The sequence below is a fragment of the Streptomyces sp. NBC_01237 genome (assembly GCF_035917275.1).
Taxonomy (GTDB): Bacteria; Actinomycetota; Actinomycetes; order Streptomycetales; family Streptomycetaceae; genus Streptomyces.
On the sequence record NZ_CP108508.1, the window covers coordinates 6,986,733 to 7,006,336 of the forward strand.

The window sequence follows — 19,604 nt, forward strand, 5'->3', positions numbered from 1 at the left end:
GGTTCGCCGGGGACGGTGGTCCGGGTTCGCGCGGCGCGCCGTACGGGTGAACCGGGTCGAGGGATATATCTGTATTTAGTGCCCTTTATTCCGGATGCTCCACGGTGACCGCGCTCATCGTCTGCCATTTCCTGCTGGCGGCCTGCGCGGGCCCGCTGGTGCACCGGCTCGGCAGCCGCGCCTTCGTCGTCCTCGCCCTGCCCCCCGCCGCCGCCACCGTCTGGGCGGCCACCCAGTGGGACACGGCGGCCTCCGGACGGTCGGTCACCTCGTCCTGGCAGTGGATCCCGGCGTACGACGTCTCCTTCGCCCTGCGCCTGGACGCCCTGGCCGAACTGATGGTGCTGCTGGCGGCCGGAGTCGGCACCCTCGTGCTGCTGTACTGCGCCTCCTACTTCGGCGACGACACCCCGCAACTGGCCCGCTTCGCCGGGAACCTGCTCGCCTTCGCCGGGGCCATGCTCGCGCTCGTCCTCGCCGACGACCTGATCTCGCTCTATGTGTTCTGGGAGCTGACCACGGTCTTCTCCTACCTGCTGATCGGCCACGGCAGCGAACGCAAGAAGAACCGCCGGTCCGCCCTCCAGGCCCTCACCGTCACCACGTTCGGCGGGCTCGCGATGCTCATCGGCTTCCTGATCCTCGGTCAGGCGGCGGGCACGTACCGGATCTCCGCCATCGTCGCCGACCCGCCCGAGCCGACCCTCGCCGTCGAGGTGGCCGTCGTCCTGGTCCTCCTCGGGGCGCTGTCGAAGTCCGCGCTCTGGCCGTTCTCCATGTGGCTGCCGAACGCCATGGCCGCACCCACCCCCGTCAGCGCCTATCTGCACGCCGCGGCCATGGTCAAGGCCGGTGTCTACCTCGTGGCGCGGCTCGCCCCCGCCTTCGCCGACATCCCGGTCTGGCGGCCGGTCGTCCTGGTGCTCGGCGCCGCGACCATGCTGCTCGGCGGGTGGCGCGCGCTGCGCCTGAACGACCTGAAACTCGTCCTCGCCTACGGCACCGTCAGCCAGCTCGGCTTCCTCACCCTGCTCGCCGGAGTGGGCAACCGGGACGCCGCGCTCGCCGCCGCCGTCATGATCTTCGCCCATGCGCTGTTCAAGGCGCCGCTGTTCCTCGTCACCGGCATCGTCGATCACGCGGCCGGAACGCGCGACCTGCGCAGACTCTCCGGCGTCGGCCGGGCGCTGCCGCACGTCGCCACCGTCGCCGTGCTCGCCGCCGCCTCCATGGCCGCGCTGCCACCCCTGCTCGGCTTCGCCGCCAAGGAAGCCGCCTTCGAGGCGCTGCTGCACGGGGACGCGGCCGACCGGTGGGCGCTCGCCGCCGTCGTCGCGGGCTCGGCGCTGACCACCGCGTACACGCTCCGCTTCGTCTGGGGCGCCTTCTTCCGGAAACCCGGGGTCGAGGACACCCCCGTCCACCGCGTCGGATGGGCCTTCCTCGCCCCGCCCGCCCTCCTCGCCCTGTGCGGGCTGGTGCTGGGCCCCGGCGTCGGCTGGACCGACCGGCTGTTCGGCGCGTACGCGGCAGCCTTTCCCGCCCCCGCGCACCCCTACCACCTCTCCCTCTGGCACGGCTTCGGCCTCGCCCTGCTCCTGTCGGCGGTCGCCTGGGCGGGCGGCGCCGTGCTCTTCGCCGGGCGTACGGCCGTCACCCGGCTCTCCCGCCGGATCGCCTGGCCCACCGCCGACAGTGTCTTCGGCCATCTCCTGCTGGGCCTGGAACGCCTCGCCCTCCAGGTCACGGGCTTCGTCCAGCGGGGTTCCCTCTCCGTCTACCTCGCCACCACGCTCCTGGTGATGCTCGCCGGACAGCTCGCGGTGCTCATCACCGACCGGCCCTGGAAGGGGGCGGTGGCACCCCGGGTCTGGGACACCCCGCTCCAGGGTGCCGTCGCCGTGCTGACCTGCGCCGCGGCCCTGTTCTGCCTGACCGTGAGCCGCCGGATGAAGGCCGTCGTCCTGGCGGGGCTGACCGGATACGGGGCGGCGCTGCTCTTCGTCGTCCAGGGCGCCCCCGACCTGGCGCTCACCCAGTTCTGCGTCGAGACCGTCTCGATGATCGTGTTCGTGCTGGTGCTGCGCCGGATGCCGGTGCACTTCCAGGAATCCGTCAGCTCATGGCGGCGGGCCGCCCGCATCCCGGTGGCGCTGGCGGCCGCGGCGACCGTCGGGGTGGTGGTGTGGGCCGCCGCCGCGGCGCGTACCGCCGACCCGGCCGGAGCCGCGATGGTCGAGGAGACCGCCCACCACGGGCTCAAGGACGTCGTCGCCACCATCCTCGTCGACCTGCGCTCCTGGGACACGATGGGGGAGTCCGCGGTGCTCGCCGCCGCCGCGATCGGCGTGACGAGCCTGATCTACCTGCACCGCCGCAGCGAAGGTTCCATGGCCCCGGAGGAACTGCGCGGCCGGACCGCCTGGTCGCTCTCCGCGCACCCGCTGGGCGGAGTGTCGCGGGGGCTCGACACCGCCCCCGAGCGGAGCTGGCTGGCGGCCGGGCAGACGCTCGCCCCCGAACACCGCTCCGTCGTCTTCGAAGTGGTGGCCCGGCTGCTGTTCCACCCGATCCTGGTGCTCTCCGTGTACCTGCTGTTCTGCGCCGAGAACATGCCGGGCGGCGGCTTCGTCGCCGGACTCGTCGCCGGACTCGCCCTCATCACCCGCTACCTGGCGGGCGGCCGCTTCGAACTCGCCCAGGCGGCCCCCCTGCAACCCGGACTCTTCACCGGACTCGGCCTCTTCGTGTCCACCGGAGTCGCCCTGCTCGGCCTCATGGACGGCACCGTGCTGCACGCCTGGACGTACCGCGGACATCTGCCGGTGTTCGGCGACTACCACCTGGGCACGCCCGTCCTCTTCGACTTCGGGGTCTACCTGCTGGTCCTCGGTGTCGTCCTGGACATCGTGCGGGCCCTCGGCGCCAAGATCGACCGGCAGATCGAACGGGCGGCGGGCGTACTGGCCCCGGCCGGCGGCCCCGAAGCGGGAGGCACCCCCCGATGACCGTCAGTGCCTCGCTCCTCGCCACCGCCGTGGTGCTCTGCGCGGTCGGGGGCATCCTCATGCTCACCCGGCCACTGACCCGCATCCTGCTCGGCGCCGTCATCACGGGCAACGGCATCAACCTGCTCGTCCTGTCCGCCACCGGTTCGGCAGGCGCGGCCCCCCTGCTCTACGGCGTTCCGCTTCGCCGGGTCACCGACCCGCTGCCGCAGGCCATCGCGCTCACCGCCATCGTCATCACCCTCGCCACCACGGCGTTCCTCCTCGCCATGGCCTACCGGAGCCACCAGCTCACCGGCACCGACGAGGTGCACGACGACCTGGAGGACCGGCGCATCGTGCTGCGCGCCGAGGTGATGGGGGAGCGGGCCCAACTGCGCGAGGAGTACCGCTCGGGGGCCGAGCCCACCCGCGAGGAACGCGACCGCTATCTGGAGGAGCGCCGCCGCCTGCGCTCCCGGCTGCGCGCCGACCGCGCCCTCCAGGCGCGCGGCCGCGACGCGTCCGGCGACCTGTGGCACGACGTCCTGGGCGCGGACCCGGAGGACTACGCGCACGACGGGCACGGCGACAGCGAGCACGACCACCGAGGAGTGACCGGATGAACGCGCTCGTCCCGCTGCCGGTGCTGCTGCCGCTCTGCGCCACCGGCCTCAGCCTCGCCTTCGGCACCCGCCTCAAACGCTTCCAGCGCTTCATCAGCGTCGCCGTGCTCTCCGCCGTCACGGCGCTCTCGGTCATCCTGATGATCGCCGCCGACACCGAGGGGCCGCTCTCCGTGCACCTCGGCGACTTCGCCCCGCCGCTCGGCATCACCCTGGTCGCCGACCGGCTGACCGGGCTGATGCTCACCGTCTCCTCGTCCGTCACGCTCTGCGTGCTGGTCTACTCCCTCGGCCAGGGCATGGCCGACCGGGACGAGGAGACACCGGTGGCCGTCTTCCACCCGGCGTATCTCATCCTGGTCGCCGGGGTCTCCTGCACCTTCCTCGCCGGAGACCTCGTGAACCTCTACGTCGGCTTCGAGATCATGCTGGTCGCCAGCTTCGTCCTGCTGACCCTCGGCGGCACCGGGCCCCGGATCCGGGCGGGCTCCACATACGTGATCATCTCGCTGTTCTCCTCGATGCTGTTCCTCACCGCCATCGCCATGACGTACGCGGCGACCGGCACCGCCAACTTCGCGCAGCTGGCACTGCGCCTGGGCGAACTCCCGCTCGGTGTACAGACCCTGATCCAGGCGATGCTGCTGACCGTCTTCGCGATCAAGGCCGCCGTGTTCCCGCTCGCCGCCTGGCTCCCCGACTCCTACCCGACCGCCCCGGCCCCCGTCACCGCCGTCTTCGCGGGCCTGCTCACCAAGGTCGGCGTCTACTGCATGCTGCGCACGGAGACCCTGCTCTTCCCCGGCAACCGGCTCGGCGACCTCCTGATGGCCGCCGCACTCGCCTCGATGGTCATCGGCATCCTCGGCGCGGTCGCCCAGACCGACCTCAAGCGGCTGCTCTCCTTCACCCTGATCAGCCACATCGGCTACATGGTCTTCGGGATCGGCCTCGCCACCCGTCAGGCGTACGGCGGCGCCATCGTCTACGTCGCCCACCACATCACCGTCCAGACGACGCTGTTCCTCGTCGCCGGGCTCATCGAACGCCGCGGCGGCACCACCGAACTCACCCGGCTCGGCGGCCTCGCGAAAGCGGCCCCGGTCCTCGCGCTCCTCTTCTTCGTCCCCGCGATGAACCTCGCCGGAATTCCCCCGCTGTCCGGGTTCATCGGGAAGCTCGGGCTGATGCGGGCCGGTGTCGCCGACGGCGGGGTCTGGCCCTGGATCCTGGTCATCGGTTCGACGGTGACCAGCCTCCTCACGCTGTACGTGATGGCCAAGGTCTGGAACCTGGCGTTCTGGCGGGCCGCTCCCCCCGGTCAGGCCGCCGACGGCACCGTCCTGGAGTCCGACGACGACAACGACGACAGCGACAGCGACCCGGGCCCCGACAACATCCCCGGCACCGGCGACGAGGGCATCGGGCCCCGGCCCCATCCGGCCGGCCGGGTCGTCGCCGCCACCCTGCACGGACGGGCCGTCACCACCACGACCCGGCTGCCCCGCACGATGACCGCCGCCACCGCCGCCACCGTCGCGCTCGGCCTCGCCTTCACCGTGTTCGCGGGCCCCCTCACCGAGTACACCGACCGCTCGGCCGCCGAACTCCTGAAGCGGACGCCCTACATCGAGGAGGTGCTCGGCCGGTGAGACGCATCCTCACCCTGTCGTTCCGCAACGCCGACCTGCCGCCCTTCAGCTGCGAGCTCGGCGACCGCCGCGGACGGGTGCTCGACCTGCCGCTGATCGCCTGGCTCACCCTGATCTGGGTACTGCTCTGGTCCACGCTGAGCTGGGCCAACGTACTGACGGGCGTGGTCGTCGCGGTCGCCGTCTGCCTGGCCTTCCCGCTGCCCCGCGTCGACCTGGGACTGCGGCTGCATCCGTGGGGCATCCTGCGGCTCGTCGGATACCTCTTCTACGACATGTACACCTCGGGCGTGAGGGTCACCCGGCAGATCTTCGCCGGGCGCCCGCACCGGGCCGCGGTCATCGGCGTACCGCTGCGCTGCCGCGGCGATCTGATGCTCGCCGCGACCGCCGTCGCCGTCTCCAATGTGCCGGGCGGCGCGATCGTCGAGGTGCGCCGCGCCACCGCCACGGTCTTTCTGCACGTCCTGGACGCGGACCGGCCGGAGGAGCTCGAAGCGGCCCGGCGTTCGGTGTGGCGGCTGGAGGAACTGACCGTACGGGCGTTCGGCACCCGCGACGAGATCGCCCGGGTGGCCGCGCCGCCCCCGGCCCCACCGCCCCAGGACAGCAGGAGGGACGCCCCATGAGCGCACCCGAGACCGTCGACCGGGTCCTGCTGACCGCAGCCGTCGTGATCATCGTCGTCGCCGGGGCGCTGCTGCTGATCCGGATCTGGCGCGGCCCCTCCATGCTCGACCGGGCGATCTCGCTGGATGTGTGCGCCGCCCTGATCATCGCGGGACTCGGCGCCAAGTCGGCCTTCGCCCGGGATACGTTCTACTTCCCGATCATGCTGGTCCTGGCATTCCTCGGCTTCACCGGTTCGGTGGGCATCGCCCGCTTCATCGCCGTACGCGACCGGCCGCTGTCGCGCCCGGTACCCCCGCCCGCCCCCGGCAGTGAGGAGGGCCGGCGATGAACGTCTGGCTCCGGATCGTCGACACGGCCGGTGCCGCGCTGCTCCTGGTCGGCGCGCTGATCTGTCTGCTCGGGGTGATCGGCATGCTGCGGCTGCCGGACGTCCTGGCACGCAGCCACGCCGCGACCAAACCGCAGACGCTCGGGATGCTGCTGGTACTGGCCGGGGTGGCGCTGCGGCTGCGCAGCGGAATGGACCTGGCGACCCTCGCCCTGATCGGCTTCTTCCAGATGCTGACGGGTCCGGTGGCCGCGCATCTGGTGGCCCGGTCCGCGTACCGGACCGGGCAGGTCGACCACAGCGAGCTGCTCTTCGACGAGCTGGACGAGCAGTTGACCCGGGAGAAGTGACGGAGGAGAGGGACCGTGAACCCCTGAGTCCGTGCGCCTGCGGTCGCGCCGTGCCGCGCCGTGCCAGGTCCGTGGGGTGGCGCGCCGGTCCGCGGGGCCCACGCGCGGGCCCCGCGGGTTCATGCTCCCGGCACGCGGTCCAGGAAGCCGCTGACCGAGCTGATCCGCCCGTCCCCGTCCAGCCTGATCACATCGAACCCGGCGGCGGGCGCCGAGCCGTCCGCCCCGGAGACCAGGTCCCAGGTGAAGCGGACGAGGTCGTGATGCGCGTCCGGAGTGCCGGTCAGCCGAAAGCCGAAGCCGGGGAACTGCTGATGCGCGCCGCTGATCGCGGCCACCAGACCGTCGTGCCCCCGGACATCGGCCAGGGGGTCGGTGTAGGTGGCGTCCTCGGTGAACGCGGCGGCCACCGCCTTCTCCAGCTCCTCGGGCCCGGTCGTGTTCCAGGCGGTGAAGTAGCGCTGAACGGCGTCCTCGTGTGCGGTCATGGTGCCGGTCCTCTCGCCGGGCCCCGGCGGGCCTCTGCCGTACCGCTCCGGTGCTCCGGGGCGTCGGGCACACCATGACGCGGGGGTCCGGGTGGGGTCGATTACCTCCGGAGTAGGACAGGCCGGCCCATGTGCGGGCCGGTCCGGGGGAGATCCCGGCTCCACCCCACAAGGGGGCGGGTACGTGCCATGATGCGGGCAATGCCGGACGCTGGGGGGCGTATGGGAAGCACGGGTACAGTGCTGCGCGAATTGCGCGGCGCACAGAAGACGGCCAAGGGCGTCTCGCTCTATTCGCGGTACGTGAACCGGCCGGCGGGGCGGGTACTCGCGGCGGGGGCCCATCGGGCGGGACTGACGCCCAATCAAGTGACGTCGATCAGCGCGTTGTTCACCTTCGCGGCCATTGCCTCGGCCGCCCTGGTCGAACCCTCGTGGGGGCTCGGACTCGCCGTCTGGGCGGGGCTGGTGACCGGCTTCGCCTTCGACTCGGCCGACGGGCAGCTCGCCCGGCTCACCGGGAAGGGCGGACCCGACGGTGAGTGGCTGGACCACGTCGTGGACTGCGCGAAGATGATCCTCGTCCACACCGCGGTACTGATCTCCTTCTACCGTTTCGGTGAACTGCCCGCAGTGGAGTGGCTGTTGCTGCCGCTGGGCTTCCTGTTCGTCGCGGTGCTCACCTTCTGCGCCGGACTGCTGCGCGAACAGCTGGGCCGGGCCGCCGCCCGGCCGGCCCCGGCCGGTGGCGCCGCACCGGTGTCCCGGGTGCGGGCCGTGGCGCTCCTGCCCGCGGACTACGGGGTGTTCTGCCTGGTGTTCCTGCTGCTCGGCGCACCCGGGGTGTTCCGGGCCGGGTACGCCGCGCTCGCCGTCGTGCACGCCGTGTTCCTGGTGGCGTTCCTCGTCAAGTGGTTCAGGGAGCTGAGAGCGCTCCGGGCTGACTGACCAGGACATCCAGCGCGCGCCGCAACTGGGTGCTGGAGGTGTGCACGGTGTACGGGAAGTAGACGACCTCCACGCCCACTTCGGCGAAGTCCCGCTCCAGCCGCTTCCCCTTCGCCGTGCCCCGCCAGTCGTCGCCCTTGAAGATGACGTCGAACCGGACCTGCTGCCAGGTCTCGACCTTGTCCGGCACCGTCTCGACGAACGCGGCGTCCACGTAGCGGACGCTGCGTACGATCTCCAGACGTTCGGGCAGCGGGATCACCGGCTTGTGGCCCTTGGCGAGGGCGGCCATCTCGTCCGAGACGACCCCCGCGACCAGGTAGTCGCACTGACTACGGGCGTGGCGAAGGATGTTCAGGTGTCCGACGTGGAACAGGTCGTACACCCCCGGCGCGTAACCGACTCGGTGCTGCACCATCCGTTCTCTCCCCCCACGGTGAACGTGATGTGTGGTGATGTCCAACGACCATACTGTGAAGAACACTTGCGCAACGCGTGAACGGATAAGCTCAGCTGTGGGCTGTTCCCCGAGGGGGGCGGATGCTGTTCCGGGGGGAAGGCGATCGTGTGATGTCCGCTGGCGACCAGCACAGGCCGTTCGAGAACCGCCGTCTTCTGGTGGTCTCGACCAACTACGCACCGGAGCTCACGGGCATCGGCCCGTACGCCACCCAGCTCGCCGAGCACTGGGCCGCCTCCGGCGCCCGGCTCCAGGTGCTCACCGGCATGCCGCACTACCCGTCGTGGCGCCTCGACGCCCGCTACCGGGGTGTGTGGCGGGCCACGGAGAGCCGTGAGGGCGTCGTCGTCCACCGCCGAAGACACTATGTGCCCTCCCGTCAGACGGCGCTGCGCAGGGCGGCGTTCGAGGCCAGTGTCCTCGGGCACGGGCTCCTCGCGCCGCCGCCCGGACGGCCGGACGCCGTGATCGCCCAGATGCCGAGCCTCGCGGGCGGTGTCATCGGCGCCCGGATCGCCCACCGCCACGGCGTCCCCTACCTCCCCGTCGTCCAGGACCTGATGGGCGCGGCGGCCGCGCAGAGCGGTATCCGGGGAGGCGGCCGGGCCGCCTCGGTCGCCGCTGCCGCCGAGCGCTACGCCCTGCGCGGCGCGGCACTCGTCGGGGTCATCCACGAGAGCTTCGTCCCCGGCGTCAGGGCGCTCGGTGTGGACCCCGCCCGCATCCGGACGGTGCCCAACTGGACCCATGTGCGGGTTCCGACCGCCGACCGGGCGGCCACCCGGGCCCGGCTGGGCTGGGCCGAGGGCACCCCGGTCCTGCTGCACTCCGGCAACATGGGCCTCAAGCAGGGGCTTGAAGTGCTGGTCGACGCGGCGCGCCGGGCACCGGACGTCCGGGTCGTGCTGATGGGCGACGGCAACCAGCGCGACGCGCTGCGCGCCCGCGCCGCGGGGCTGGCCAACCTCGACTTCCTGCCGCCTGCCGGAGCCGGGGAGTTCACCGACGTCCTCGCCGCCGCCGATGTCCTCGCGGTGACCCAGCGTGCCTCGGTCCTCGATATGAGCGTCCCGTCCAAACTCACCTCCTACTTCGTCTCGGGGCGCCCGGTCGTCGCCTCCGTCGCCGACGGGGGCGGCACCGCGGACGAGGTGCGCCGCTCGGGTGCCGGGGTGCTCGTCGGCCCCGAGGACCCGGACGCCCTGCTGGCCGCCGTACGCAAGCTCGCGGGGGACCCCGCCACGGCGGACGCGCTCGGCGCCCACGGACCGCGCTATGTCACCCACCACCTGAGCCGGGAGGCGGGACTGGCCCGCTTCGACGCCCTGCTGGCCGAGCTCCTCGGCGACGTACGGCACGACGCGCACGGAAACGCTTCAGGGAACGCACAAGGGAGCCCGCCCCGATGACGCATTCGATCCGAGCCCTGGAGGAACAGGACGAACCGGCGCTGCTGCGCGACCAGTTCCGCCAGCTCCTGCGCTACCGCTCGCTGCTGGCCGCCGGTGTCGTCGTCGGCCTCCTGGGCGGCGGCTACCTGGCCCTCGCCGGTGAGGACACCTACACCGCCACGGGCGAGGTCCAGGTCCGTACCGCCACCGCCGACCCCTTCGCCACCGGCGCCTCGGCGGACAAGGGCATCAACATCGGCTCCGAGCGGCAGAACGCCGTCAGTGACACCGTCGGCACCCTGGCCGCACAGACCCTGGCCGAGCAGGGCGACCCTGTCCTCCCCGGGCAACTGCTCGCCGGCCTCCAGGTCACCAACCCGCCCAACACCCTCACGCTCCGCTTCTCCTACACCGGCAGCACCCCCGCCCAGGCCGGCGTCCGCGCCGAGGCCCTCGCCAACGCCTACCTCGCCCACCGCAAGGCGCGCACCGAGGAGAGCATCGCGAACATGGCCATCGGCTACCGGGCCCAGCTCGAACCGCTGGAGGACAAGCGCGATCTGCTGGAGCAGCAGATCGGGGCGGACGAAGCCGACGACGTGAGCAGCGCCCGCGCAAGCCTCATCGTCTCCATCTCCGAACTCACCCGGAAAATTTCCGAGTTGAAGGCCCTGGACACCACCCCCGGCTATCTCAACAAGAAGCCCGTCGCCCCGACGCGGCCGACCGGAGCCGGTCTGCCGCTGCTGCTCGGACTCGGCGGCGTCCTCGGCCTCGCGCTCGGCCTGCTGCTCTCCTGGGTGCGTCTCGTCTTCGACCCGGCCGTCCGCTCCACCCGCGAACTCGTCCGCTCCCTCGGCGCCCCGCTGCTCGGCACCCTGCCCCGCGAACGCACGGCCACGGGCTCCCTGCTCGCGATCGGCCGCGGCGGCAGCAGGCTCGCCGAGGAGTACCGGGCGGTGGCGTTCCGGCTCGCCTACGACCCGGCGTTCGCCCAGAGCCGCCGTCTGCTGGTCACCGCGCCCCGCGACGACAACACGGCAGCGGCAGCGGCGGCGGTCAACCTGGCCGCCGCCTTCGCCGAGATGGGCCGCGACGTGCTCCTCGTCGAGGCCGATCTGCGCACCCCGTCGCTGGCCCGCCAACTGGACCTGGCGGCCCACGGCGCCCGGCCCCGCTGGGCCCACGAGGGCGGCGGCGCCTGGCCCGCGGGCAGCCGCGCCAACGTCGACGTCCCCGGCTCCGGCGCCTTCGCCCTGGTGGCCGGGGCCAAGGTGGACAACGTGCCGCGCGCCCTGACCTCCGCGCCCGTCGGCCGTATCGTCGCCGAGGCCGACCGGCCCGGAGCCGTGGTCATCGTCCTCGCCCCCCCCGTCCTGTCGTACGCCGACGCGGTCGCCCTGGTGGACCGGGTGGAGGGCGTCATGGTCGTCTGCGACCCGCGCGAGGTGCACCGCAGCGACCTGGAACGCATCCGCGAGATCATCGGCGCGTCCGGCGGCTCCGTGCTCGGCGCCCTGCTGCACCACCCCGCCCGCGGCCAACTCGCCCGCACGCGGCGCGCCAAGCGGCAGAAGTCCGCACGCCGCCGCACCGGCGGCGGTCCGGGCGCTCCCGTCGCCGGACCCGCGTCCACCGGCGACCCCACCGAGACCCTCGGCCTGCGCGCCTACGACCTGCCCGCCGGGCGTTCATGAAAGCCCCCTCACGGGCGCCCGTGAGGACGCGTACCGCGATCGTCTGCTCGGTCGCGGACCAAGGCGTGGCGGCCCTGACCAACATCCTGGTACTGGTGGCGGCCGCCCGGCTCTCCACCACGACCGACTTCGCCCGCTTCTCCGCGGTGTACCTCGTCTTCACCGTGCTGCTCGGCATCTCCGGCGCCCACACCGGACAGCCCCTCGTACTCGAACGCGGCCGGAGCGACGAGATCCGCGGTGCCTGCCGCTCGGCCGTCGTCCTCACCCTGCTCGCCGCGGCGGCGCTCGGCGCGCTTCTCGCCGCGGTCTGCCTCTTCCTGCCCGGCGACACCGCCCGCGCCCTGCTGATGCTGGGCGTCGTGCTGCCCGTGGTCCTCGGCCAGGACGCCGTGCGCTACGCCTTCTCCGCCCTCCAGCAGCCCCACCTCGCGCTGACGGCCGATCTGCTCCGGCTCGGCTGTGTGCTGGCCGCGCTGTCCACACAGCCGTACGGCGCCGGGGCCGCCCGGCTGATCGCCGTCTGGGGGCTGTCCGCGCTGCCCGCCCTCCTGCTCTCCGCCGCACTGCTCCACCGCGAGGTGGCCGGGACCCCGCTGAGCCTGCGCCCCCTGCTGCGACGCGGCCACCTCGGCCGCCGCTTCGTCGTGGAGTTCGGGGTGGGCAACGCGACCGGCCAGCTCTCCGTCCTCGCTCTCGGCACGGTCGGCAACCCCCTGCTGGTGGGCGCGCTGCGCGGGGCGACCACCCTGTTCGGACCGCTGAACGTGCTGTTCACCTCGGCCACCGGCTTCGGCCCCCCGCTGCTCGGCCGGGTCGGGGACGAGCGCCGCAGGGTACGGGCCACCGCCGTACTCGCCGCGGTCCTGGCCGCGACCGCCGCCGCCTGGGCCACCGTGCTCGCCCTGCTGCCCGACGCCGCCGGCCGTCAACTGCTGGGCGACACCTGGCCCGCGGCCTCGGCGCTGCTTCCCGCGACCGGCAGCCAGTACGCGGCGATGGCGGTGGGCACCTGTGGGCTGCTGGCCCTGCGGATGCTCGACCCCCGGACCACCCTCGCCATCCAGGTGGTGTTCTCGCTGGCCGCCGTCGCCTTCCTGACCGGCGGCTATCTGCTCGCCGGGGTGCCCGGCGCCGCCTGGGGCCTGTGCCTGGGATCGGTCTGCAAGGCCGCCGCCACCTGGACGCGGGTGTCCCGGCTGCGCCGCCGGAACCCCGCACCGGAAGCGGCCGTCAGTGCGGACCCCGTCCCTTCCGGTCCCTGAAACCGCTCACCAGCAGCAGGCACAGCGCGGCGATGGCGAGCTTGCCCACGGACTGGAGCAGCGGCCCGCGCAGCAGGATGAAGGTGTAACCGGCGATGAGCGGCGCCGCGATCGCCAGGACGCTGCCGGGCCCCGGCCCGTCCCGGGAGACGGCCAGCGCGTACCTGCGGTCGGTGCGGGCTGCCGCGTAGCCGATCAGGGCCAGACCACCGGCCATCCCGGCCGGACCGAAGTCCACCCAGAACTCCGTCCACAGCGGGGCCGACAGATTGGTCATGTTCATACCCATCCACTGCCCGACCCGGACCCCGGTGTCCTCCGGCTTGCCGCTCCACACCGCCCTGGGCACGAAGAACAGTCCGGAGCCGGCCAGTTGACGGCCGTAGGTGTGGCCGCGCGTGTCGACCCACGAGATGGTGTTGGCGAACATCACCGTCTGGTCGTAGTCCTTGGTGGCCAGCGGCTCGAAGACGGACGCCGACTGGACGGGCCGGTACCCCTCGTCGTCGTACCGGAACCGGTCCGCGTACGGGAACAGCACCAGGGCCCCGACGACGCCCGTCGCGAGCACCGAGCGGTACATCGCGGCGCTGCTCGGGAACGCGGTGAACAGCAGGGAGACCAGAACCGTCAGGAACCAGTAACGGGCGTTGGAGACCGGGTTGTTCACGACGATGTTGAGCAGCGCCAGACCCGCCCACACCAGCACCGTCGACGGTGAGCGGCGGGCCCGGCGCGAGGTCACCAGGCGCCGTGTGTAGAAGAGCAGCGCCAGCAGCGCGGGGACCGTACCGAAGCCCTTCAGAAAGGCCGATCCCACATTCGACTCCGTGGACGCGACCCCGCTGGCCGCGACGGACGCGCTGATCTCCTGACGGCTGGAGAAGAAGACGGCGGGCCCGCCGAGCTTCAGCACGTAGTACGCGCTCGCCGCGAAGGCGAGCAGCACCAGCAGTCGCAGCCGCACCGGGTGCGCGGTGGCCGGGCCCGTCGTGCCGCGCCCGCCGGTGCGGCGCCGCAGCGGCCGCCGGGAGGCCAGCAGGGCCCCCAGATCGAACGCGGCACAGCCCACGAGGATCATCGCGACGGCCGTCACCAGATCCGAGCGGGGTCCGACCAGCGGGGTCGGCGTCTGCCCGATCACCGCCTGGGCGAAAGGCGCCACACCCATCGCGATGTACACGAACATCCAGAAGACGCCCTGGAGCAGCCGTCGCCGGGTGGACAGGATCATGGTGGCGAGGCGGGCGCCCGCGTAACAGGTCAGCGCGAGCTGGAGCCAGTAGCCGCTGTCCCGGACCCCCGTGCCGGGCTGCGCGGCGATCACGGCGGGCAGGAAGCACACCAGACCCAGGATCAGCGGCACGGCGAGCGCCCGCGACAGCATCGCCCATGCCATCGGCCGGGCCGGGGGCTGGAGCGGCCCCGGACCACCGCCGCGCACGGGTGCGGACGGCGCCGGTTCCTGCACGGACGTCATGCGTCCCCCGTTCCGTGGACCGGTGAACACTCTAACGAATCAGCCCACTTGGGAGGATGCGATGACTAGTCTGTGAACAGTCGGCCGAGGTCGAGGGAACCCTGGTGAAGATCCTGCACGTCGTCACACTGCACACCCCGGACCACGCCTTCGGCGGCCCGACCCGGGTGGCGCTCAACCTGTCGAAGATCCAGCGCGCGGACGGCGACGACGCCCGCATCATGGCCCTGGGCGACGGCTTCGGCGACGGCGAACTGCCGCGCGAGGTCGAGGGAGTTCCCGTCCACCTCTTCCGGGCCCGTCATCTGCTGCCCAGGTTCGAGGTCAGCGGCATCACCTCCGGCGCGCTGCTGCTGGCCGCCCGCCGCATGATGCGGGGCGCCGACCTCGTGCACATCCATCTGATGCGCGACCTGGTGACCCTGCCCGCCGCCCTGCTCGCCCTGGCCACCCGCACCCCGCTGGTCCTCCAGACACACGGCATGGTCGACCCGACCGAGAACAGGGTCGCCCGGCTCACCGATCTGCTGGGGGTGCGGACGGTACTGCGCCGCGCCGATGCCGTACTGCATCTGACGGAGACCGAGCGCCTCGATGTGAACGCCGTCGCCGCGCCCGTCCCGCTCACCCGCACCGTACGGCTGGTCAACGGGGTGCGCCCGCAGGAGCGCAAGCCCGCACGCGACCCGGACCGGCCCCCGACCGTCCTCTTCCTCGCCCGGATCCAGGAACGCAAGCGGCCGGAGGACTTCGTCGGTGCGATGCCGACCGTCCTGGCGGCGTATCCCGACGCGCGCTTCGTGCTGGCGGGACCGGACACCGGCGCCCTTCCCGGAACCCTGGAACTGGCCCGCAGGCTCGGGGTGTCGGACTCCCTGGACCATGTCGGACCGCTCGGCCACGAGGAGGTCCTCGCCGCCGGGCGGGAGGCGGACGTCTATGTGCTGCCGTCGATCGAGGAACCGCTCGGGGTCTCCGTGCTCGAAGCCATGTCCGTCGGTACACCCGTCGTCATCACCCGCACCTGCGGCCTCGGCCCCGATGTGGCACGAGCGGGGGCCGGCCGGGTGATCGACAGCCGGGTGGGCGAGGACGCGGCCAACGCGGAGAAGGTCGCCGCGGCGATCCTCGCCCTCCTGGAGCCCGGCGCCAACGAGGCGGCGGGAAAGGCGGCCTGGGAGCTGGTCGGTGAGGACTTCACCATCGGCGTCGTGACCGCCGCTCTCCGGCGGACCTACGAGGACGTGGTCCGCCGGAGGGCCGGCTGACCGCACCCGGCTCCACCGGCCTGGACCGGTGCGTGCGGCCCGGCCGGCACCGGGCACAGCTCAACCCGAGTGGTTCTCCCGTGACTTGAGCGCGATCTGCCAGCGGTAGAAGCTCATCGCCAGTGCGAAGTCGAAGCCCGCCCGCCCGTCCATGAAGCCCCGCCGGTAGAGGTACATGTACGCGAACGACACCAGCGGCTTGAACGGCGCCTTGTGGAAGAGCTGCCCCTGCCGGGACTTGACCTTCCGCACCTGCTCCTTGACGTCGGGGTGGTGCTCCAGCCATGCCTCCCAGTCGGAGTACCGGTTGTGCCGCTCGAACCAGGCGGTGACCGGATCGAGGTCCTGGTGCTCGATGGGACTGCGGAGTGAGCCCGCGGTCGGGGCGACCGGCTGGTAGTGGCCCTCGACCTCCCCGATCCCGGGCGCGTCGAGGTCCCCGACCTCCGGATAGTGGCAGCGGGTGCGGTCGGTCAGGGACCGCTTGCGGATGGTGTAGCCGTGCTTCAGCCGCTTCCCGGAGAACCAGTAGCCCAGTGGTATGTCATATGCCGCGGGTTTCGGTGCCGCCGGATCGGCGAAGATCTCCCGCAGTTCCGCCAGCAGACCGGGGCTGAGCCGTTCGTCGCCGTCCAGCAGGAGAATCCAGTCCAGGTCCGTGCGGACATGGTCCAGGCACCACTGCTTCTTGCGCGGATGCCCTCCGTCCCAGGTGTAGGTGATCACCTCGGCCCCGCACTCCTCGGCGATCTTCGCCGTGTCGTCGGTGCTGTGGGAGTCCACGACGACGACCGCCTCGAAGTGGCCGAGCACCGACTTCACCGCCTCGGCGATGTTCAGGCCCTCGTTCTTCGTGGGGATCGCCACGGCGATCGGCAGTCTGGTCATCCGGTCTCTCCTTCGGGCAGCCAGGCGTAGCAGCCTGTGGAGGTGAAGGTGCGGGCCGTCTTCGGGAGGGTGATCTCCACCCGCTTCCCGGAGCCGGAGGTGCCCGACCCCAGGTCCTTGCCGTCCGCCCCGGCGATCTGCCAGGAGCAGCTGTCGGTGGGGGAGACGGAGTGGTAGCGGCCCGGCCGCAGGATCTTGCCACTGTGCACGCCGTCCGGGTAGCCGCGGGCGGCCTCCTCCACCAACGCGCGGTGCTGGGTGCACAGATGGGCGATGGCGGGCTTCGCGTCCGGGACCTCTCCGGTCACGATCGCGCCGACGGCGGTCTCCCGGTCGGCCTTGACCAGATAGCCGATCCGGCCGCAGGTCTCCTGCCCGGTCTGGAGCACGGCGGCCGGGTCCATGCCCCGGGGGACCCGGTTCACCAGATACCCCTTCTGCTCCTCGGTGAAGGAGCCGGTGGCCGGGGTGATCCGGTCGGCGGGCACCTTCGGCGCCTCGCTCGTCGGTCCGGCGCCGGGACCGGACCCCGGTTCGGCGGCCGGGTCCGCGGCGGACGGTCCGGTGGCGGCGGGCCCGGAGGCCGCGGGGCTCCTGGCACCCGCGGCCTTCGAACCGTTCCCGTCGGCGGACGAGCCGCAGGCGGCCAGTGCCGCCGTCATCACGACGACGGCGGCACCGGCCAGGAACGGATACCGCATCAGCCATTCCTCAGGGCGTAGTGCGCGCTGACCTGCGAAGCGCTCAGCGCGGTCGGGTAGACGGCGGTCTCGTCGATCTGACCGGCGAAGTAGTTGCTGGTCGGACGGTTCGGCCAGCCGGACAGGTTGTCGCCGCCGACCCGCCAGTAACCCGGGTAGCTCTCGTTGGCCGTGTACAGCAAGTTCGACGCGCGCAGCTGCCCGTCGACGTACAGCGCCATGCCGCCGGTGCCCTGGGTGGCCACGACATGGTGCCACTTGCCGTCGTTGTACGCACCGGTCGTGGTGACGGTGCGGATGCTCCCGCTGCGTACGCCGAAGACCAGCCGCCCGTCGTTGCGCATGTAGACGTGCTTGTCGAACGTGGTGCTGTTCTGCATGATCTTGTTCGCGAACCCGATGATCTTCCCGCCGCGGGTGGTGGTGGTCTTGATCCAGGTCTCCGCGGAGAAGCGGGTGGGCTGCGCGTAGCGCTTGTTGCCGTACACGTACTCGTCGAGGCCGTTGAAGCCGATCGCCGTGGAGTCACCGGAGATGGCGGCCGGGGTCTGCCGGTAGGCCGGACCGTTGCGCAGGAACCCGTTGCTCAGCGCGCTGCCCGTGTCGGCGGCGAAGGTCGCGGAGCCCTCGTCGTAGCGCCAGTACAGCGAGGCCCCGTCCGCCAGCACCCGCGCCGGGTAGCGGTGCGTGGCGGTCGCCACGGTGGCCGACTGCGCCGGGGACTTGGCGCTCGTGTTGGTGCCGTCGCTCGCGGTGATCCGGTACGAGTGGGTCTCGCCCGCCGCCACATCGGTGTCCGCCCAGGTGAGCTGCGGCCGGTCCCAGAACAGCGAGTAGCCCGTCGTGGTGTGTACGGGGGTGCTCGCCCCGTCCTTGTAGATCCGGTAGGTCAGCTGGCCGTCGTCGGTGTCGAAGCTGGTCTGCCAGTTGACGGTGATCCGGTCCGGAGTGACCGTGGAGAGACTGACGTTGGGCACCCAGGGCGCTCCGGTGTCCGCCCCGTCGGAGAACCGGGTCAGCCCCTGCTGGGGCGAGCCGTTGACCGTGGTGAACTCCCCGCCGACCCAGAGGTAGTGGCGGCCTCCGCTGTCCGTCTGGGACATCGACCGGGGCCCCACCGGCTCCCCGATGCCGTCGTTCGTGTCCGGGAACCACGGCAGCAGCTTGGGGTCGTCGACCGACTGGGCCAGCAGGTGCTTGCGCTCCTGGTCCGGGAACTCGCCCATGCTGGAGCAGTCGTGGGCGTGACTGCCGCTGTACAGCACGCCCGAGTGGATCAGCAGCGCCTGTGTCGCCCCGAGGCAGGTGTCGCGCCACCGCTGCTGGAAGTCGTCCAGGTCGATCGCGATCCTGCCGTCGAAGACACCGCCGCCGGTGCCTTCGTTGGCCGTGTAGAAGCCGGTGGCGTCGGTCGTCAGGTCCTGGACCGTGGAGGTGTCCGGGATGAAACCGGGATAGCTCTTGGTCAGCGCGCCGGTGGTGGCGTCGACCACGGCCAGGGCGTGCGACTTGGTGCCGTTGACGGTGAAGAAGTCCCCGCCGAGCAGCACGTGCCGGCCGTCCGGGGTCACCTCGACCGCCCGTGCCACCTCGTCCGCGTTCGCCTTGAACGGCAGCAGATCCGCGCCCGTGGTGACGGCGGCGAACTTGTTCCGGGTCTGACCGCCCACGCTGTTGAAGTCCCCGCCCAGATAGACGGTCCCGTCGGTGACGGCGAGCGCCCGCACGGTCGCCGAGACGGAGATCTTGAAATCGTCGCGCGGGGTGCAGGTCGCGGTGTCGATCGCCGCGATGTTGCTGACCCCGACGCCGTTCACCGCACCGAACTGGCCCCCCGCGTACAGGGTTGCGCCGTCCGGCGAGAGAGTCAGCGCCCGTACGGTCGCGGTCCCCGACGACTGCGTGAACGAGAGGGTGCAGCCGGTCGGCTCCCCGGTCGCCGCGTCGAACGCCGCGAAGTTGACGGCCGGCCGTTCGGCGGTGCCCGGCGCGGCCTCCGGCGGACGCACGGTGGAGAAGGTGCCGCCCGCGTACACGACACCGTCCCTCGCGGCCATCGTCCAGACGATCCCGTTGGTCTGCCAGGTGGTGAGATCGTCCGCGGTGATCGACACCGGCGGGGTCAGCGCGGCCGTCCGGGAGGCGGTGACCGCGTTCGTGGTCAGGACTGCGGCCAGCAGGCAGAGGGCGATGGCGGCGGCCCGCACTCGGCCGCGTCTCCCAGGGCTTCGCCCCGTACTTCCGTTCATCATTCAGCTCCGAAGGTGAGAACGAGCTGCGGCACTCGGGCCGCGGTTCCTGCCTCGCCCGGCCGGACGCGGAGACGGTCCGTTCCGCTGCCGGTGAGGGCGAGTGAGTGGGCGGGGCCCAGGGCCCCGCCCGGTGCGGACGCGTTCGGCTCCACCGGGTGACCGGTGGGGTCCGAGGTCGCGCCGGTGTGGG

At 72.1% G+C, this 19,604-nt stretch carries 17 protein-coding genes; 11 read left to right on the plus strand and 6 right to left on the minus strand.

What is annotated here, in order from left to right:
- The first annotated feature begins 104 nt into the window (after positions 1 to 104).
- The 6 genes from OG251_RS31120 to mnhG are packed head-to-tail and all read left to right on the plus strand — an operon-like array spanning position 105 to position 6,576.
- Positions 105 to 3,008 carry a Na+/H+ antiporter subunit A gene (locus OG251_RS31120; protein ID WP_326680209.1) on the plus strand — a complete coding sequence of 968 codons (2,904 nt, stop codon included), beginning with the start codon at positions 105 to 107 and terminating at the stop codon, positions 3,006 to 3,008.
- Complete coding sequence (locus tag OG251_RS31125; protein WP_326680210.1) at positions 3,005 to 3,613, plus strand: Na(+)/H(+) antiporter subunit C; 609 nt, start codon at positions 3,005 to 3,007, stop codon at positions 3,611 to 3,613. The genes OG251_RS31120 and OG251_RS31125 overlap by 4 nt, the downstream gene beginning before the upstream one ends.
- Complete coding sequence (locus OG251_RS31130) at positions 3,610 to 5,265, plus strand: Na+/H+ antiporter subunit D (protein ID WP_326680212.1); 1,656 nt, start codon at positions 3,610 to 3,612, stop codon at positions 5,263 to 5,265. Before OG251_RS31125 ends, OG251_RS31130 begins: the two co-directional genes overlap by 4 nt.
- Positions 5,262 to 5,894, plus strand: coding sequence for a Na+/H+ antiporter subunit E (locus OG251_RS31135; RefSeq protein WP_326680213.1), 633 nt, complete (start codon positions 5,262 to 5,264; stop codon positions 5,892 to 5,894). The genes OG251_RS31130 and OG251_RS31135 overlap by 4 nt, the downstream gene beginning before the upstream one ends.
- Positions 5,891 to 6,226, plus strand: coding sequence for a monovalent cation/H+ antiporter complex subunit F (locus OG251_RS31140; protein WP_326680214.1), 336 nt, complete (start codon positions 5,891 to 5,893; stop codon positions 6,224 to 6,226). Before OG251_RS31135 ends, OG251_RS31140 begins: the two co-directional genes overlap by 4 nt.
- Entirely contained in the window at positions 6,223 to 6,576 is a 354-nt protein-coding gene (mnhG, locus tag OG251_RS31145; RefSeq protein ID WP_326680215.1) for a monovalent cation/H(+) antiporter subunit G, read from the plus strand. The genes OG251_RS31140 and mnhG overlap by 4 nt, the downstream gene beginning before the upstream one ends.
- Positions 6,577 to 6,695: 119 nt before the next feature.
- Here mnhG and OG251_RS31150 read toward each other — a convergent pair whose 3' ends face one another.
- Positions 6,696 to 7,064, minus strand: a complete 369-nt coding sequence (locus OG251_RS31150; protein WP_073720860.1) for a nuclear transport factor 2 family protein — start codon at positions 7,062 to 7,064, stop codon at positions 6,696 to 6,698.
- Positions 7,065 to 7,286: 222 nt separating this feature from the next.
- Between OG251_RS31150 and OG251_RS31155 the strand changes: the two genes are divergently transcribed.
- On the plus strand, positions 7,287 to 8,012 hold the full coding sequence (locus OG251_RS31155) for a CDP-alcohol phosphatidyltransferase family protein (RefSeq protein ID WP_326680216.1): 726 nt from the start codon (positions 7,287 to 7,289) through the stop codon (positions 8,010 to 8,012).
- Here the strand turns inward: OG251_RS31155 and OG251_RS31160 are convergent.
- A complete protein-coding gene (locus OG251_RS31160) occupies positions 7,981 to 8,430 on the minus strand; it encodes an adenylyltransferase/cytidyltransferase family protein (RefSeq protein WP_326680217.1) in 450 nt (149 codons plus the stop codon). The genes OG251_RS31155 and OG251_RS31160 overlap by 32 nt on opposite strands.
- A 152-nt stretch (positions 8,431 to 8,582) precedes the next feature.
- On the opposite strand from OG251_RS31160, the gene OG251_RS31165 reads away from it, so the two are divergent.
- The 3 genes from OG251_RS31165 to OG251_RS31175 are packed head-to-tail and all read left to right on the plus strand — an operon-like array spanning position 8,583 to position 12,825.
- Positions 8,583 to 9,881 (plus strand): glycosyltransferase, encoded by a 1,299-nt coding sequence (locus tag OG251_RS31165; RefSeq protein WP_326680218.1) that lies wholly within the window; start codon positions 8,583 to 8,585, stop codon positions 9,879 to 9,881.
- Positions 9,878 to 11,560: a lipopolysaccharide biosynthesis protein gene (locus OG251_RS31170; protein WP_326680219.1), complete on the plus strand. Its 1,683-nt coding sequence runs from the start codon at positions 9,878 to 9,880 to the stop codon at positions 11,558 to 11,560. The genes OG251_RS31165 and OG251_RS31170 overlap by 4 nt, the downstream gene beginning before the upstream one ends.
- A 20-nt stretch (positions 11,561 to 11,580) precedes the next feature.
- Complete coding sequence (locus OG251_RS31175; protein ID WP_326680220.1) at positions 11,581 to 12,825, plus strand: hypothetical protein; 1,245 nt, start codon at positions 11,581 to 11,583, stop codon at positions 12,823 to 12,825.
- Here the strand turns inward: OG251_RS31175 and OG251_RS31180 are convergent.
- Complete coding sequence (locus OG251_RS31180; protein ID WP_326680221.1) at positions 12,794 to 14,305, minus strand: hypothetical protein; 1,512 nt, start codon at positions 14,303 to 14,305, stop codon at positions 12,794 to 12,796. The genes OG251_RS31175 and OG251_RS31180 overlap by 32 nt on opposite strands.
- A 104-nt stretch (positions 14,306 to 14,409) precedes the next feature.
- Here OG251_RS31180 and OG251_RS31185 point away from each other — a divergent pair, with 104 nt between their 5' ends.
- Complete coding sequence (locus OG251_RS31185; RefSeq protein ID WP_326680222.1) at positions 14,410 to 15,573, plus strand: glycosyltransferase; 1,164 nt, start codon at positions 14,410 to 14,412, stop codon at positions 15,571 to 15,573.
- A 60-nt stretch (positions 15,574 to 15,633) separates the two neighbouring features.
- Here the strand turns inward: OG251_RS31185 and OG251_RS31190 are convergent, their stop codons facing one another.
- Genes OG251_RS31190 through OG251_RS31200 form a run of 3 tightly spaced genes read right to left on the minus strand, consistent with a single transcriptional unit; the run spans position 15,634 to position 19,414 of the window.
- Positions 15,634 to 16,461: a glycosyltransferase family 2 protein gene (locus tag OG251_RS31190; protein WP_326680223.1), complete on the minus strand. Its 828-nt coding sequence runs from the start codon at positions 16,459 to 16,461 to the stop codon at positions 15,634 to 15,636.
- A complete protein-coding gene (locus OG251_RS31195; RefSeq protein WP_326680224.1) occupies positions 16,458 to 17,162 on the minus strand; it encodes a hypothetical protein in 705 nt (234 codons plus the stop codon). Before OG251_RS31195 ends, OG251_RS31190 begins: the two co-directional genes overlap by 4 nt.
- Complete coding sequence (locus tag OG251_RS31200; protein WP_326680225.1) at positions 17,162 to 19,414, minus strand: LamG domain-containing protein; 2,253 nt, start codon at positions 19,412 to 19,414, stop codon at positions 17,162 to 17,164. The genes OG251_RS31195 and OG251_RS31200 overlap by 1 nt, the downstream gene beginning before the upstream one ends.
- Positions 19,415 to 19,604 lie beyond the last annotated feature (190 nt).

Excerpts from the sequence above, each read along its gene's own strand:
- OG251_RS31140 (WP_326680214.1), top strand. The coding sequence starts at position 5,891 with ATGAGCGCACCCGAGACCGTCGACCGGGTCCTGCTGACCGCAGCCGTC.
- OG251_RS31155 (WP_326680216.1), top strand. The coding sequence starts at position 7,287 with ATGGGAAGCACGGGTACAGTGCTGCGCGAATTGCGCGGCGCACAGAAG.
- OG251_RS31190 (WP_326680223.1), bottom strand. The coding sequence starts at position 16,461 with ATGACCAGACTGCCGATCGCCGTGGCGATCCCCACGAAGAACGAGGGC.
- OG251_RS31195 (WP_326680224.1), bottom strand. The coding sequence starts at position 17,162 with ATGCGGTATCCGTTCCTGGCCGGTGCCGCCGTCGTCGTGATGACGGCG.
- OG251_RS31170 (WP_326680219.1), top strand. The coding sequence starts at position 9,878 with ATGACGCATTCGATCCGAGCCCTGGAGGAACAGGACGAACCGGCGCTG.
- OG251_RS31160 (WP_326680217.1), bottom strand. The coding sequence starts at position 8,430 with ATGGTGCAGCACCGAGTCGGTTACGCGCCGGGGGTGTACGACCTGTTC.
- OG251_RS31200 (WP_326680225.1), bottom strand. The coding sequence starts at position 19,414 with ATGATGAACGGAAGTACGGGGCGAAGCCCTGGGAGACGCGGCCGAGTG.
- OG251_RS31125 (WP_326680210.1), top strand. The coding sequence starts at position 3,005 with ATGACCGTCAGTGCCTCGCTCCTCGCCACCGCCGTGGTGCTCTGCGCG.
- OG251_RS31130 (WP_326680212.1), top strand. The coding sequence starts at position 3,610 with ATGAACGCGCTCGTCCCGCTGCCGGTGCTGCTGCCGCTCTGCGCCACC.
- mnhG (WP_326680215.1), top strand. The coding sequence starts at position 6,223 with ATGAACGTCTGGCTCCGGATCGTCGACACGGCCGGTGCCGCGCTGCTC.
- OG251_RS31150 (WP_073720860.1), bottom strand. The coding sequence starts at position 7,064 with ATGACCGCACACGAGGACGCCGTTCAGCGCTACTTCACCGCCTGGAAC.
- OG251_RS31180 (WP_326680221.1), bottom strand. The coding sequence starts at position 14,305 with ATGACGTCCGTGCAGGAACCGGCGCCGTCCGCACCCGTGCGCGGCGGT.
- OG251_RS31165 (WP_326680218.1), top strand. The coding sequence starts at position 8,583 with ATGTCCGCTGGCGACCAGCACAGGCCGTTCGAGAACCGCCGTCTTCTG.